Source organism: Pseudoalteromonas sp. 2CM39R, from assembly GCF_023161845.1.
Genome location: NZ_JALNTM010000040.1, coordinates 18,375 through 32,751, shown reverse-complemented (window position 1 = coordinate 32,751; position 14,377 = coordinate 18,375). Strand labels below are relative to the sequence as shown.

14 protein-coding genes are annotated in these 14,377 nt (G+C 42.1%); 5 read left to right on the top strand and 9 right to left on the bottom strand.

All coding sequences use genetic code 11. From position 1 onward, the window contains the following. Positions 1-529: 529 nt before the first annotated feature. Genes MTF66_RS37150 through gpmM form a run of 4 tightly spaced genes read right to left on the bottom strand, consistent with a single transcriptional unit; the run spans position 530 to position 5,315 of the window. Entirely contained in the window at positions 530-1,288 is a 759-nt protein-coding gene (locus MTF66_RS37150; protein ID WP_248530231.1) for a divergent polysaccharide deacetylase family protein, read from the bottom strand. A 35-nt stretch (positions 1,289-1,323) separates the two neighbouring features. After that, the gene (locus tag MTF66_RS37145; protein ID WP_248530230.1) at positions 1,324-2,592 is read right to left on the bottom strand and encodes a S41 family peptidase; all 1,269 of its coding nucleotides are present in this window, start codon (positions 2,590-2,592) and stop codon (positions 1,324-1,326) included. 35 nt (positions 2,593-2,627) lie between these two features. Then, positions 2,628-3,767 (bottom strand): murein hydrolase activator EnvC, encoded by a 1,140-nt coding sequence (locus MTF66_RS37140; RefSeq protein WP_248530229.1) that lies wholly within the window; start codon positions 3,765-3,767, stop codon positions 2,628-2,630. A gap of 3 nt (positions 3,768-3,770) precedes the next feature. After that, positions 3,771-5,315, bottom strand: coding sequence for a 2,3-bisphosphoglycerate-independent phosphoglycerate mutase (gene gpmM / locus MTF66_RS37135; RefSeq protein WP_248530228.1), 1,545 nt, complete (start codon positions 5,313-5,315; stop codon positions 3,771-3,773). Positions 5,316-5,507: 192 nt separating this feature from the next. Between gpmM and MTF66_RS37130 the strand changes: the two genes are divergently transcribed. The 4 genes from MTF66_RS37130 to gpsA are packed head-to-tail and all read left to right on the top strand — an operon-like array spanning position 5,508 to position 7,765. Continuing rightward, positions 5,508-5,939: a rhodanese-like domain-containing protein gene (locus MTF66_RS37130; RefSeq protein ID WP_054562817.1), complete on the top strand. Its 432-nt coding sequence runs from the start codon at positions 5,508-5,510 to the stop codon at positions 5,937-5,939. A 30-nt stretch (positions 5,940-5,969) separates the two neighbouring features. After that, entirely contained in the window at positions 5,970-6,227 is a 258-nt protein-coding gene (grxC, locus tag MTF66_RS37125; protein WP_248530227.1) for a glutaredoxin 3, read from the top strand. Between the two features lie 41 nt (positions 6,228-6,268). Further along, complete coding sequence (gene secB, locus MTF66_RS37120) at positions 6,269-6,754, top strand: protein-export chaperone SecB (protein ID WP_054550974.1); 486 nt, start codon at positions 6,269-6,271, stop codon at positions 6,752-6,754. 3 nt (positions 6,755-6,757) lie between these two features. Continuing rightward, positions 6,758-7,765 (top strand): NAD(P)H-dependent glycerol-3-phosphate dehydrogenase, encoded by a 1,008-nt coding sequence (gene gpsA, locus MTF66_RS37115; protein WP_058586638.1) that lies wholly within the window; start codon positions 6,758-6,760, stop codon positions 7,763-7,765. Positions 7,766-7,839: 74 nt separating this feature from the next. On the opposite strand, the gene MTF66_RS37110 is transcribed toward gpsA, so the two are convergent. Together MTF66_RS37110 and trmL are read right to left on the bottom strand one after the other, a co-directional pair. Next, positions 7,840-9,723, bottom strand: coding sequence for a bifunctional diguanylate cyclase/phosphodiesterase (locus MTF66_RS37110; RefSeq protein WP_248530226.1), 1,884 nt, complete (start codon positions 9,721-9,723; stop codon positions 7,840-7,842). Between the two features lie 104 nt (positions 9,724-9,827). Then, complete coding sequence (trmL, locus tag MTF66_RS37105; protein ID WP_248530225.1) at positions 9,828-10,292, bottom strand: tRNA (uridine(34)/cytosine(34)/5-carboxymethylaminomethyluridine(34)-2'-O)-methyltransferase TrmL; 465 nt, start codon at positions 10,290-10,292, stop codon at positions 9,828-9,830. Positions 10,293-10,393: 101 nt separating this feature from the next. Between trmL and MTF66_RS37100 the strand changes: the two genes are divergently transcribed. Then, positions 10,394-11,302: a cation diffusion facilitator family transporter gene (locus MTF66_RS37100; RefSeq protein ID WP_082401648.1), complete on the top strand. Its 909-nt coding sequence runs from the start codon at positions 10,394-10,396 to the stop codon at positions 11,300-11,302. On the opposite strand, the gene MTF66_RS37095 is transcribed toward MTF66_RS37100, so the two are convergent. Genes MTF66_RS37095 through MTF66_RS37085 form a run of 3 tightly spaced genes read right to left on the bottom strand, consistent with a single transcriptional unit; the run spans position 11,281 to position 14,299 of the window. Further along, a complete protein-coding gene (locus tag MTF66_RS37095; protein WP_248530224.1) occupies positions 11,281-12,222 on the bottom strand; it encodes an alpha/beta fold hydrolase in 942 nt (313 codons plus the stop codon). The two genes, MTF66_RS37100 and MTF66_RS37095, sit on opposite strands and share 22 nt — an antisense overlap. Beyond that, complete coding sequence (locus MTF66_RS37090; RefSeq protein WP_248530223.1) at positions 12,223-13,608, bottom strand: ATP-binding protein; 1,386 nt, start codon at positions 13,606-13,608, stop codon at positions 12,223-12,225. A gap of 1 nt (position 13,609) precedes the next feature. Continuing rightward, positions 13,610-14,299: a response regulator gene (locus MTF66_RS37085; RefSeq protein WP_058586634.1), complete on the bottom strand. Its 690-nt coding sequence runs from the start codon at positions 14,297-14,299 to the stop codon at positions 13,610-13,612. Positions 14,300-14,377 lie beyond the last annotated feature (78 nt).

Here is a 14,377-nt window from a genome sequence, read left to right as displayed (position 1 = left end):
TCAGTAGTGAAACGAAACAGCGCCGATGATAGTGTAGCAGCTGCTATGTGAAAGTAGGTCATCGCCAGGCTCCAAATTAAAAAAAGCCCGATTCGAAAGAGTCGGGCTTTTTTGCGTTTTAGCTGTCAGCTTTCAGCCGTCAGTTGAAACACGGAGATATCAGACGTTAGATATTAGATGTCAGTTGAGCGGTTGGGTTGTTTAGTACAGTGTCACCCTCAGCAACAAACCCCGTAGGAGGCACTTCAGTGCCGAATAAATTAAACAACCATATTCATGGCTAAAGCCATTCCTACAGGTACATTTTGCCTAGAGCCTAGAGCCTAGAGCCTAGAGCCTAGAGCCTAGAGCCTAGAACCTAGAACCTAGAACCTAGAACCCCCGGTTGATCGCTGAAAGCTGATAGCTCTTCTTATGTTGGGTTTCACTCCGCTCTACCCAACCTACGCCAGACCTTAAAACTTTCCCCTTGCAAACTTTACCCTTTCCCCTCGCTAACTTTCCTCTCGCTAACTCACGTTTATAACACTCATTCCCCTGGTCTTTGCTCTGCTTTGGCTAGCTGAATGTATTTTGTTTCGACTAGTTGTGAGAGAGGAACAAGTTCGAAGCCTTGTTGTTGTAGTTCAGGTAGGGCTTGTTGTAGAAAAGCAACTGTTTCTGGGTAGGGGTGGGCAATGGCGATTGCGTAGTTGAAGTGTTCAGCTTTGCTTTTCAGTTCTTCAAGTTGATGTTGTAGCTGACTTTGGGTGACATTGTTATCAAGAAATACATGACGAGATACGTTTGCAACACCATACAGGTTAGCAACGTTTTGTGCTTCACTTTGACTGGTTGTTCGGCTATCTAAGAAGTATAAACCGCGTTTCTTTAATATTTCCATCGTCCATTTCATAGGCTCAGTAAGCTGTGTTAACTCAGAGCCCATGTGGTTATTGACCCCTTTTACTTGTGGTAGAGAGGCTAACGCATGACCAAGTGTTGTTTGTAACTCAGACTTACTCATAGTATCGGTGAGCGCACCCGGACCAAGTGCTTTACTTTTATCAAGCGCTTGCATTGGTACATGTAAAAGTAATTCTTTATGAGTTTTACTAGCGCGCTCAGCAAATATTTGTGAATAGGGTGTATGGGGCAAGATTGAGAAGGTCACTTGCCCTGGTAAGTTTAATATTTCAAGATCGCGCTGATGGTTGCCTATATCATCAATTACTATGGCTATTTGCTTTGCTTGGCAGAATAGCGGTAGGCAACATACGGCGAGTAATAAGCCTGTTTTTAAATTCACTTTTTGTAATTATTATATCCGTTGTGAGCATTTACTTACTGCATAATAAAGAGCTGCTTTGCTGTAAGTTGCTTTTTGTCTTGTCCATCTAGAAGTGAGCTAAAAAGCGCCAATTCTTGGATGTTTTTTATTATAACGCCTTGGTCAATTTCTGAAAGCATTGTTTGATTAATACTCACATCTGGGGTGATCCCCTTCCCATCGATAGATTGACCCGCAGGTGTGTAATAACGTGCTGTAGTCAGTTTTAATGCGGTATTACCGTTACCTAAAGGTATTAATGATTGCACTGAGCCTTTACCAAAAGAAGTTTCGCCAATTAGCACAGCTCGTTGATTATCTCTTAATGCTGCTGCAAGTATTTCAGCGGCAGAGGCTGAGTTTTCGTTAATCAATACAGCAATAGGAGCGCCACTGAGTATGTCGCCTTTATGGGCTTTATACTTCTGATTAGCTTCATTAAAGCGGCCTTTGGTTGATACTATGGTGCCGTTATCTAAAAACAGATCTGCAACTTCAATGGCCCCTTGTAATGTACCGCCTGGGTTATCGCGCAAATCAATAATTAAACCTGAAAGAGGGAAGCTATTAGTGACCTGCATTTTTGCAAGTTCTCGAGCAACATCGTGCAATGTGTGGTTATTGAATGAGTTGATACTGATAAGCGCAACGCCTGTATCTGCTAAATGGCCATGAACGCTTTGTAAGTTGATTTGTTGGCGCTTGATCGAGAAATTTAGCTCAGTATCTTTCTCTCTTTTAACAGCTACATCGACAGCACTTTGACCGCTTTGGCGAATTAATTTAGCCACTTCTTCGATGCTTTTGTCTAAAATAGGTTGTTGATTAATCGCAATAACTTCATCATTTACCTGAAGACCCGCAAGTGCCGCAGGTGAGTTATTAATAGTGTTAACAATATAAACCCGACCATCTTCAATTTTTACTTCTATACCGAGTCCTGTGTATCTACCATTAGTGCTACTGAAGATAGCATCGAGCTCAGTTTCGTCGAGATACTTTGAATATGGATCAAGGCGTTCGAATAACGCTTCGACTTGTAAGTTATCAGGCTGGGTTACAAATGAGTTTTGTAGTTTCAGATCATCAACATAATATGTATGGATATTAAATAGGATTTCGTTTAGTTGCTGATGCTGTAGTGAGTGTAACGACGGTTTTGCAACAGCCTGAAACGATTGCAGTATCAGGCATAGCAAGCTGACAAGTAATAAAAAAGACAGCTGAGTAAAAAACTTAGCTGGGGAAAAATGAGCTTTGTAAGAGTAAGTTGTGTTTAGCATCAGCTGCTCCTCATAGAGTGCAGCTATTTAATCAATTAAATGCGTCTGCACCATTTTACAGGATTTACTGCGCGTCCTTTGTGGCGTATTTCAAAGTATAGACCAGGATCCGGTTGTCCGCCGCTTTGACCGACTAAAGCAATTGTTTCGCCTTCTCTAACAAGGTCGCCAACATCGTGAAGTAGAGTTTGAGCGTGACCATATAAGCTCATAAAGCCATCGCCATGATCAATAGCGATAACCCAGCCAAAGCCATTTAGCCAGTCTGCGTAAACAACTTGGCCGTTCTGTACGCTTTTAACATTACTGCCTTCTTTAGCGCTGATAAGTACGCCTTTCCAATCTATGTTACCGTGCTTGCGTTGTCCAAAGCGGTGGCGTAATGCCCCTTTGGTTGGCCAGTCGAGTTTGCCCTTACTACTTTGTAAGCCTAGTAATTCAACTTTTTCATTTCGCTCTTGTTCAAGCTCTTCAATGGCGGTGATCAGGGTTTGCTCATTTTCTTTTAAGTAATCAATAGAGCTTCTAGTTTCTTTTAACGCTGACTGGAGTTTATTTAGGTTAGTTTTACGCTCTTGTTGTGCATTGACTAGAGCTTGCTGGCGTCTTTTTTGCTCATCATATAAGGCAACTAGACGTTGTTTGGTTTTTTCAAGCTCAGCCTGGTTGTCTGCAATTTCTTGCTGTAGTGCTTTGAGCTCTTCAATTTGCTCAATACGCGCTTTGTTTAAATAATTATAATAACTTAGCGTGCGCTCAATTTTGGCTGTGTCTTGTTGGTTAAGCAACATTTTTGAGTAGTCATGGCTACCCGCCATGTAGGCGCTTTTTAGTTGTGCAGCTAATAAGGTTTGGCGCTGTGCTTGCTGGGCTTTAAGTTGTTCAGCTTTAGCTTGTTGTTCTCGCTGTTGTTGCTCATTTTCTTTAACTGATTGGGCGGCAAGGTTTAATGCTTTGGCATTTTGAGCTATGTCGAGTTCATGGGCGCGCAGATCTTTGCGCATTTGGGCAATGGACTTGCGTTGACCTTTAAGCTCAGCCTCTGTTTTTTGTAAAGCTGATTGAATGTCTGATAAGTCTTTTTTGGTTTGATCTTCATTAGCAACAACCGAAGTTGCTACTAATGAAGTCAGTATTAAACCAGTTTTAAAGAAGTGGTTAATACATTTACTCATAGCTTATTTCAGTGTCATGATTGGTTTACCAGTCATTTCACTTGGCTGCTCTAAGCCGAGTAGGTGAAGCATGGTTGGAGCCACGTCACTCAATGTTTTACCATCATGTGGTGTTGCATCACGGCCAACATAGATAAATGGCACTGGTTCACTGGTGTGTGCGGTATGTGCTTGGCCCGTTGCTGGGTTAGCCATTTGTTCAGCATTACCATGATCGGCTGTAATAAGCGCTTCACCACCATGTTCTTCAAGTGCTGCAACTACACGACCAATACAATGATCAACTGCTTCACATGCTTTCACTGCTGCTTCGAATACGCCAGAGTGACCTACCATGTCTCCGTTAGGGTAGTTACAGATGATGGCATCGTATTTACCGCTAGCGATTGCTTCAACAAGTTTATCGGTCAGCATTTCAGAGTTCATTTCTGGTTGCAGATCGTATGTTGCTACTTGTGGTGATGGAATTAGTTCGCGAGTCTCACCAACAAATTCATCTTCACGGCCACCGCTGAAGAAGAAGGTCACGTGTGCGTATTTTTCTGTTTCAGAAATACGTAGCTGTGTTTTACCTTGCTTCTCTAACCATTCGCCTAATACATTTGTTAAAGGCTCTGGGGCAAACGCAATCGGCGCTTTAATGTCTGCTGCGTATTCTGTCATCATCACAAAAGCGCTTAACTGTGGTGATTTTTTCTTATCAAAACCACTGAAGTCAGTATCAACAAAGGCACGAGTCATTTCACGTGCTCGGTCTGCTCTGAAGTTAGCAAAGATAACAGTGTCGCCGTCATTGATCTCAGCAGCTGCTTGGCCTTCTGGCACAATAGTTGTTGCTGCTACGAACTCGTCGTTCTCGTCACGTGCGTAAGCGGCTTCTAGTGCGGTTACACCGTCAGTGTAGCTGTATTCAGCAATGCCACTCACCATTACATCATATGCAAGCTCAACACGATTCCAACGGTTATCGCGGTCCATTGCATAGTAACGACCAACAAGTGTTGCTAAGCGGCCACAGCCAAGTTCTGCAAATAAGGCTTCGATGCGCTCAATTGATGCTTTTGCGCTACGTGGCGGTGTGTCACGACCGTCTAAGAAACCGTGGAAGTAAACTTCTTTTGCACCGCGCTTAGCTGCAAGTTCAATCGTTGCCACAATATGGTCTTCGTGACTATGAACACCACCTGGGCTTAAAAGACCCATAATATGCACGGCTTTGCCTGCATTTACTGCTTTGTCGATATTATCAACAAGCGCTGGGTTGCTATCGAACTCACCATCATCAATGGCTTTAGTGATGCGAGTAAAATCTTGGTAAACGATACGGCCAGCACCTAAATTTACGTGACCTACTTCAGAGTTACCCATTTGTCCTGCAGGTAAACCAACATCAAGTCCCGAACCTGAAATTAATGTATGTGGGCGGGTTGCCCAAAGGTTGTCGAGTACTGGGGTATTAGCAGCAAGTATGGCGTTACTTTCTGTGTCTTCACGGTATCCCCAACCGTCTAAGATCATTAATACCAATGGTTTTTTATGCTCTGTCATTATAGCTCCTGAAGATTGGCACTTATATATCACTAGCATACCGTGTTTTATGGTTTTGATCAGCTACCAATATGTCATATTAAAATATTTCACGCCCTAGCATTTTCAATTCAAGCACGTATACTTGCGTGGCAAATTTTAATTAACCCATGGCTATGCGCTGTGGTACCTAAATTTCTTAGTGGAAAACGCATGGATCAATATATTGAATTTATCTCAAATCATCCGGTTTTGAGCATTATCTGGTTAGCATTAGTCGCTATGCTGATCAGCAGTTGGTTTAAAAGTAAATTTTCGGCTATCCGTCAAATCAACCCACAGCAACTAACCTTGCTAATTAACCGTGACGATGGTCAAGTGATTGATATACGTGCACAAAAAGAGTTTAACTCTGGCCGTATTGCAGGCGCAACTCACTTAAATCCAGAAAAAGCAAAGCAATCTGATTTTTCAAGCCTTGAAAAGTTTAAGACTAAACCCATTATACTAGTATGTACCACGGGCATGACTGCCTCAGGTATCGCAACTGCAATGCATAAAGCAGGTTTTGAGCGTGTTTATGTATTAGCGGGCGGTATGGGCGCTTGGCAATCAGCTAGCTTACCAACAACAACCGGTCGTTAATAAGGCTCATTGCCCGATAGAGGAATTATTATGAGTAATGTTGTTCTTTACACAAAAGCATACTGTCCATTCTGCCAACGTGCTTTGGCGTTATTAGATAGTAAAGGTGTAGACTACACGAATATCGATATTGGTGTTCACCCTGAGCGTCGTGATGAAATGATCGACAAAGCAAATGGTGGTTACACAGTTCCGCAAATTTTCATTGATGATGAACATATCGGCGGTTGTGACGACATGATGGCAATTGAAGCGCAAGGCCTTTTAGACGCAAAGCTTAACGCTTAATAAATTTTAAATATAAAAACGAATACAAGTTAGGAATTACAATGAACGAAGAAAATCAAAATGCAGCAGCAGAACAAGCCGGCGCTCAATTCTCAATCCAACGCATCTACACTAAAGATGTTTCTTTTGAGACGCCTAACTCACCTGCTATTTTCCAAAAAGAGTGGACTCCTGAAGTTAAGCTTGACTTAGATACTCGTTCTAACAAATTAGAAGAAGGCGTGTTTGAAGTTGTTCTTGCTTTAACAGTAACGGCTTCAATCGGTGAAGAAACTGCATTCCTATGTGAAATCCAACAAGCGGGTATTTTCACTATTGGTGAAGTTGAAGAAGTTCAACTTGCACACATGCTAGGTGCTTTCTGCCCGAACGTACTTTTCCCTTACGCACGTGAAGCAGTATCAAACCTAGTTAACCGTGGTACTTTCCCACAATTAAACTTAGCGCCAGTTAACTTTGACGCACTATTTGCTCAATACATGCAACAACGTGCAGCTCAAGATCAACAGGCAACTGCAGACGCATAAGCTATGAGTACAGCACAATCAGCTGTTACAGTATTAGGGGCGGGGTCTTATGGCACCGCCCTTGCTATTTGCTTTGCCAGAAATGGCCACCCAGTGACCTTATGGGGCCGCAATAGCGATGACGTTGCTACGCTTGCAGCTGAGCGAAAGAATCAACGTTATGTTCCGGATGTTAGCTTTCCTGACACCCTCCAACTAGAAGCAGATTTAGAAACGGCAGTTAAAGCAAGCAAGATCATTTTGGTTGTTGTGCCGAGTCATGCTTTTGCTGGCACGCTGCAAAAAATCAAACCTTGGTTGTCAGAAGGTGCTGAAGTTGCATGGGCTACCAAAGGTTTAGAGCCAAATACAGGGCGTTTATTGCAAGAAGTAGCGGTACAAGAGCTAGGCGATGATGTTCCTCTGGCTGTGCTTTCAGGACCTACTTTTGCCAAAGAAATGGCAATGGGTTTACCAACCGCTATTTCGGTATCGTCGACTTCTCAAGATTTCGCTAAGCAGCTGGCTGACCTTTTACACTGTGGCCGCTCATTTAGGGTGTATAACAATGATGACTTCATTGGTATACAGCTTGGTGGCGCAGTTAAAAATGTCATTGCGATTGGCGCAGGTATGTCTGATGGTTTCGGCTTCGGTGCCAACGCACGTACTGCCTTGATCACTCGCGGTTTAGCTGAACTGTGCCGCTTAGGGTGTGCATTGGGTGCCCGTTCAGATACCTTTATGGGTATGGCTGGCCTTGGTGACTTGATCTTAACCTGTACAGATAATCAATCTCGTAACCGTCGTTTTGGTCTTGCACTTGGCAAGGGGGAAGGCGTAGAAGCCGCGATTGAATCTATTGGTCAGGTTGTTGAAGGCTACAGAAATACCAAAGAAGTGTATTTACTTGCTGAACGCACAGGTATTGAAATGCCAATAACGGAGCAAATTTACCAAGTGCTTTATGAGAATAAAGATGTAAAAGAAGCTGCGATGGCACTCCTTGGCCGTGAGCAAAAATCTGAATAATTTAGATTGTGCACTTTCAAATAAAAAACGCGATTTATTAATCGCGTTTTTTATTTGAAATACATTTGTAATCGTTAGCTAGATTGCTGTTTTTCTAGCGTGTCATTAATAAATTCGCTGACTTGGTTGGCTTTTAATGGTTTACAGTAATAATAACCTTGTTGAAAATGACAGCCCATAATATGCAGCATGTAAGCTTGCTCTTCAGTTTCTACTCCTTCAGCAACCACATTAATATCCAAATACTTAGCTAGCCGCACTATGGTGGCGGTGATGTTGCGATCTTGGTCGTTTTTATCGATGTCTTTTACGAATGACTTGTCGATTTTGAGCGTATCGATTGGAAAACGCTTTAAGTAACTGAGTGATGAATGACCCGTGCCAAAGTCATCCAGCGCGATGTGCACACCAATCGATTTAATGCGTTTCATTTGCTGCTCTGCAAACTCAGGGTTATCCATCATGGCGCTTTCTGTGATCTCGAGTTCTAAGCAATGTGCCGGTACGTCAAATTTAGTCAAGTTGTCGATGAGTGTTTCAATAAGGCTGCTTTGCTGAAAGTGTAAGGCTGAAATATTAATAGCGACATTACCAAACGAAATATTTTGTTTTCGCCACTGGGCCAGTTGATTAAGCAGCTGCTCCATCAGTAATTGAGTGAGCGGAATAATGGCACCATTTTGTTCGGCAAGCGGAATGAACTCGTCGGGGTTAATCACACTGCCATCTTCTTGAGGCCAGCGAACTAATGCTTCAAAGCCGTATAACTGGTTATGCTGGGCATCAAACTTAGGCTGAAAATAAAGCTCAAACTCATTGTTAGTGATTGCTTTGAATAAAGCGCTCTCTTTGGTTAATTCGGTTGGGTCGAGTGTATGACGGTCTTTATCAAAAAATTGATACGTATTACGGCCCATTTTTTTTGCATGATTCAAAGCACTATTTGCGCTGCGCATTAAGTATTCACAGTTATAGGCGTTGTCTGGATAGATAGCAAGACCACAGCAGGCAGATAGTGAAGTCTCAAAACCATCTAACATAAATGGGGTTTTAAACTGCTGAAGAACGATGTCTGCGGTTTTTTTAGCAAAGAATACGGTTTTACCAGAATAAAGATAGGGCGGCACCAGTACCGCAAATTCATCTGCACCGAGTCTTGCAATGGTAAAGCCCGAATTTAGAGAGTCAGTTAAACGACAGGCTACTTCTTTTAGTAGTACATCGCCAATTGTGTGACCGAGCGAGTCGTTAATCTTTTTGAAATTGTCTATGTCGATAAAGATGATTAGTAGACTAGGGTAAGTGTCGTTACAAGCATTGATTGCTTTTTCAAGGGACTCTATAAAAATGGCACGGTTTGATAAGCCTGTGACACTGTCTTTGGTAGTGAGCTTGAGCATAGTTCGCTCGTTATTCTTACGAGCAGTGACATCAGAAAACATGCCAACGTAACGTACAGAGCTTTTTGCAAAGCGTGGTGTGGTCACTTTTGTTATACATAAATCAATGGCGTAGGGTTGCCCATCTTTGCGTAAATTCCAAATTTCGCCAGACCAATAACCATCATTACTCAGCTCTTGTTGGATAATTTCTTCGAGTTGTGTATCACGACCGGCTTGCGTTAATGCTTTGAATTTTTTACCAAGTACATCGGCTTTTTTATAACCCGATATTTCACTAAATGCGTTATTAATTTCTATGATCCGAAACTGTTCATCGGTGACCCAAATACCATCTTTAGACTGGGAAAGTAGGGCATCCATCAGCGTCATCTTTTGGTTTCTTTGATAATAGATGACTGCACCAATGAGGATAACAATCGCTAAAAGGATCAGTAGTAATAGGGGCGTTGTATTGGGGGCTTGTGAGTTAGAGGGATTCGGCAGGGCAGCAGAAGCAGCACTAGAAAAGTGCTGCATCAGCAAAATGATACTGCATACTCGGGCAAAAAAGCGCATTAACATCCATCTTTAGGAACAAACTCACCTATTTAGGTTAGTCCATAAAAAATGGTCGTGCTAAACAATTAGTGAATATTTATTACAAGCGCTTTTTCAATGAGTTATTGACCGTTCACAAAACCCAGCTGACGCCAAGATTCATAAATAAATACAGCCACAGAGTTAGATAAGTTCATACTACGGCTGTCTTTTTGCATTGGAATACGTACACGTTGCTCTTTCGGCAACGACTGAATTAGATCATCAGGTAAGCCACGTGTTTCAGGGCCAAACACTAAACAATCGCCAGGTTGATATTGTGCTTGATGATGAAATTGGCTGCCCTTAGTGGTGCAAGCATAGACTTTTTTCGGTTGGCATTTTTCTAGATATGCTTCAAACGAGGCATGGCGCTGTACATGACTAAACTCATGATAATCAAGACCTGCACGTTTTACGCGTTTATCATCCCACTCAAAACCAAGGGGTTCAATTAGGTGTAACGCATAACCTGTGTTTGCGCATAAGCGAATGATATTACCCGTGTTTGGTGGAATTTCTGGTTGGTACAACACAATATCAAGCATGTGAATCTCATTTATAAGGATTTGATCTGCTGCTGAGTATACACGAACTAGAATTAAAAGATGATATACTCAACACAGTTACTCACTAAAGGTAAGTTGTTGTGCAGCATCGTAGTTATGAGTTTTGGGTTAAAACAGCCAGTATAGTCACCATTGTTATGGTGAGTCTGATGATCGCGGCAAAAAGCTGGGCATGGCTTGCATCTGGCTCGGCGTCAATGCTGGGTTCCTTGACCGATTCATTAATGGATATCACCGCATCATTGATGAGTTTTTTAGTGCTAGGTTATGCACTTCGCCCTGCTGATGACGACCATCGCTTTGGTCACGGAAAAGCCGAAGCATTAGCCGGGCTTGCACAGGCCGCTTTTATAGCTGGCTCAGGTTGCTTTTTAGCGTTTCATGGCATTGAGCGCTTATTTAATCCGGTAACCTTAAAGCATTCAGACCTTGGTATTTGGGTTAGTATTTTCGCTATTGTTTGTACGCTCGTGGTGGTGTTTGTACAAACTAAGGTGATTAATCACACCGAATCAATCGCCATTAAAGCAGACTCAATTCACTATAAAGGCGATTTAATCTTAAACTTGGCGGTATTACTGGCAATTGTGTTAGCTAAGTACGGCGTCGCTTATGCCGATCCATTGTTTGCTATTGGGGTGGCTGTTTATTTACTTTATAACAGCTGGGATATTGCTCGCGAAAGTGCTGATCACTTAATGGATAAAGAGCTCCCAGATGAAGAAAAACAACAAATACTGGCCATTGTGAATAGCCATCAAGACGTATTTGGCGCCCATGATATTCGCACCCGCCAAGGTGGTAAAATTAAGTTTATTCAGATGCATTTAGAGCTGGAAGACTCATTATCATTGATAAGAGCGCATCAAGTTGCTGATGAAGTAGAAGCGTTAATTCAAACGCATTTTGATTGTGAAATGGATATTTTGATGCACCTAGACCCACTTTCTGTGGTTAACAAAACACGTCAAAGCTCAGCACAAAATTGATAAAAATCGCTGAGTATTGTTTGTCTTATCTCGTCGCGTTCACACAATAGTTCGTGGCGAGCGCCCGCATAGCTTTTTAGTTGTGCTTGCTTTTGCCTATGGGTAAGTGCAAATTGCGCAGCGTTATCGACCACAGTATCTTGCTCGGCGCTTGCGATAAACAAAGGAATATCGACTTTTTTATCGACTAAAGAAGCAATAAAATCAAACGATGCATTGAGCCAGCCATAGGTTACACCTCCTAGTTGTAAATCACCTTCTGCTGCATACAGCTCTCTGAACAGTTTATATCGAATTTCACTACTGGTTAGTTCATTAGCTGCAAAGTCGACAGGTAAATAATCGCTTTGGCCAAATGCGTAACTGCGGCCAAGACCAAGTAAGGATGCAATTTTAGCAGCCAGTTTTGCTACAGGCTTTGGCGTGCCTTTAGTATAGATATCAAACATCGGAGCTGATAAAAAAGCACCCGCAAATTGATGCTGATAGCGCGATAGGTAATCATAGGCAATGGCACTGCCCATAGAGTGGCCAAGCAAAACCTGCTTTCCTTGCCAGTGTTGATGTACCACTTTTTCTATAAATACAGCAAAGTCATCTGCGTAGTCAGTAAAGCGGTTTACATAACCCTTATGAGTGTTTTTTAAATGACGATAAGAGCGACCTTGCCCCTGGTGATCAACACTAAAAACCGCAAAGCCATTTTGATATAGCTCCCACAGCAACTCTTTGTACTTAATTAAAGACTCTATTCGCCCAGTACTGATAACAATGGCCGTTTTTGCTTGTTGGGGAATTGCATAGCCGTAATAAAGCTTGCCATGAGCGGTGCTCAGAAAGTCTTGCTGTAATTGCTCAGAAAAAAACTGATTAATATTAGGTAGGTTATTAACAAGACTAGCTTCGCTACTATAAAACATTTACTCACTCTTATAAGGTAGGCGGATGTTTACGCACAGTCCGCCATGTTCTTGGTTTTCAAGTGTTAGTGTACCATCATGTGCTGAGATAGCATTCTTTGCAATAGCAAGACCTAAGCCCGTGCCGCCAGTGCTTCTATCACGAGCATGCTCCTGACGGAAGAAAGGTTCACACAGCCTTGCTAGGTTTGCTTCATCAACCCCTTTACCGTCATCACAAATAGTGATGTAGATAGCATCTGATTCAACTAAGCCTATTGAGATTGAATGTTCTGCGTATTTAATGGCATTGCGAAGTACATTCTCAAGCGCGCTGGCTATTAAGGTTTCATCGCATTTTAAATCGGCTGTTAGTGTACCATTTACAATAAGCTCTTTATTACTTTGCTTGGCCTCAAATTGAGCATCGTTGAGTACGTGATCTACAATCACTTGTAAGGACTGTGTACTCAACGCCAGAGTCTGGCTTTTGGCTTCTAAGCGTGAAACTTGAAGTACATCGGCAATCATTTTATCGAGCTGATTGGCCTCTTTTTCAATGCGCTCTAAATAAGCGTGTTGAGCATCATCGGCTTGCATTTGTGCAAGGCCTGTGGCCATTTTTAAACGCGTTAATGGTGAACGTAGTTCATGAGAAATATCTGCTAGCAGTCGTTTTTGAGCGCTAATAAGCTGCTCAAGTTGTACTGCCATGGTATTAAAGTCACGACCAAGTACACCTAACTCATCTTGACGAGTAGGAGATACATCGGCACGGGCAGTTAAATCGCCATGAGCTAGTTTTTTTGCTGTTTCTTTTAAACTATTAATAGGTGCAATTAAGTTACGGCTAAAGAAGAAACTCAGCATCAATGAGGCGATTAAAGCAATAAGCAGCTTGAGCCAAACTGGCATTAGCCATAGGCTGACAAAAAACGGTTTTTTGCGTTTTTCATCGATTTCATAAAGATAAAATTTACCTTCGGGTACATTCAAAGCTACCGGTCCATAAGCTTGGTATTCATCGGTAAAAATAATTTGCGGACGCATATATTTGGTAAAGTTCAGCAAGCTTAAATCAATGTCTTTGGATACAGGTTCGCTAAGCATTTCAACACCATGAACCTCACCGTTTAAGTACAGTAATTTATGCTTTGATAAGCGCGGATGAGATAAAACCTCTTGAGTTGGTTTACCGTGCTTAGCAACAATACGCTCAATACTTTTAGCCGTGTACTCAAGGTTTTTCAGCATGGGTCCACGCAGGTCGTCATTGCCGACATTGCTTGTTAACTGGCTTAAAAACACCAGTATTGTGATAGTCGCTATGACAGTAACCCAAAACCAAGCAAATATTTTTAAAAACAAATAATGGCGGGGATGCTTTAGCCAGCTTGGAGTTTGCATATTATTCGCCTTGTATTAATACATAACCACTGCCACGCATGGTTTTGATCCGTTCATTACTAACATGCTCTGCAATTTTTTTACGGATGTTGCTGACATGCATATCGATTGAGCGGTCAAAAGGAGCAAGGCGTCTACCTAATACTTGCTCACTTATTTGCTCTTTGCTGATCACTTCACCGGCATGTTGAACTAGCATGGCAAGGATCTCATATTCAGTGCCGGTTAGGCTAAGTACATTGTCATTAACAGAAGCCTCACGAGTTGCGAAATTAACATTGATGCTGTTAACACTCAATGAGCTGGTCTGTTGGCTCGATAAGCTATTAATATGTTCGATGCGACGAGTAATTGCTTTAACGCGAGCTAGTAGCTCTCTGTGATTAAACGGTTTAGGAATATAATCATCTGCGCCTAGCTCTAAACCAAAGATACGATCAAAATCTTCGCCTTTCGCGGTTAACATGATCACCGGTGTGAGCTTGTGTTGCCTTAATTGCTTTAGCACCTCAAAGCCATCCATAGATGGTAGCATCACATCAAGCAATATTAGCTCATAGTTATGCTTAATAGCTTGCTTTAGGCCTTCAGCGCCATCATGAACACACTCTACTGTAAAACCTTGTGCTGATAAGTACTCGCTGAGTAATTCGCACAATCCTGTATCGTCGTCGATCATTAATAGTTTCATTCTGACACCTAGCTATTTATTTCTTTAAGGTTATTTTACTCAGTAAATTGTGTAAAAGTGAATCTTTACACAACCTTT

What these genes read in the sequence shown, in the direction of transcription:
- MTF66_RS37145 (WP_248530230.1), bottom strand. Translation starts at nt 2,592, where the DNA reads ATGCTAAACACAACTTACTCTTACAAAGCTCATTTTTCCCCAGCTAAG.
- MTF66_RS37140 (WP_248530229.1), bottom strand. Translation starts at nt 3,767, where the DNA reads ATGAGTAAATGTATTAACCACTTCTTTAAAACTGGTTTAATACTGACT.
- gpmM (WP_248530228.1), bottom strand. Translation starts at nt 5,315, where the DNA reads ATGACAGAGCATAAAAAACCATTGGTATTAATGATCTTAGACGGTTGG.
- MTF66_RS37130 (WP_054562817.1), top strand. Translation starts at nt 5,508, where the DNA reads ATGGATCAATATATTGAATTTATCTCAAATCATCCGGTTTTGAGCATT.
- grxC (WP_248530227.1), top strand. Translation starts at nt 5,970, where the DNA reads ATGAGTAATGTTGTTCTTTACACAAAAGCATACTGTCCATTCTGCCAA.
- secB (WP_054550974.1), top strand. Translation starts at nt 6,269, where the DNA reads ATGAACGAAGAAAATCAAAATGCAGCAGCAGAACAAGCCGGCGCTCAA.
- gpsA (WP_058586638.1), top strand. Translation starts at nt 6,758, where the DNA reads ATGAGTACAGCACAATCAGCTGTTACAGTATTAGGGGCGGGGTCTTAT.
- MTF66_RS37110 (WP_248530226.1), bottom strand. Translation starts at nt 9,723, where the DNA reads ATGCGCTTTTTTGCCCGAGTATGCAGTATCATTTTGCTGATGCAGCAC.
- trmL (WP_248530225.1), bottom strand. Translation starts at nt 10,292, where the DNA reads ATGCTTGATATTGTGTTGTACCAACCAGAAATTCCACCAAACACGGGT.
- MTF66_RS37095 (WP_248530224.1), bottom strand. Translation starts at nt 12,222, where the DNA reads ATGTTTTATAGTAGCGAAGCTAGTCTTGTTAATAACCTACCTAATATT.
- MTF66_RS37090 (WP_248530223.1), bottom strand. Translation starts at nt 13,608, where the DNA reads ATGCAAACTCCAAGCTGGCTAAAGCATCCCCGCCATTATTTGTTTTTA.
- MTF66_RS37085 (WP_058586634.1), bottom strand. Translation starts at nt 14,299, where the DNA reads ATGAAACTATTAATGATCGACGACGATACAGGATTGTGCGAATTACTC.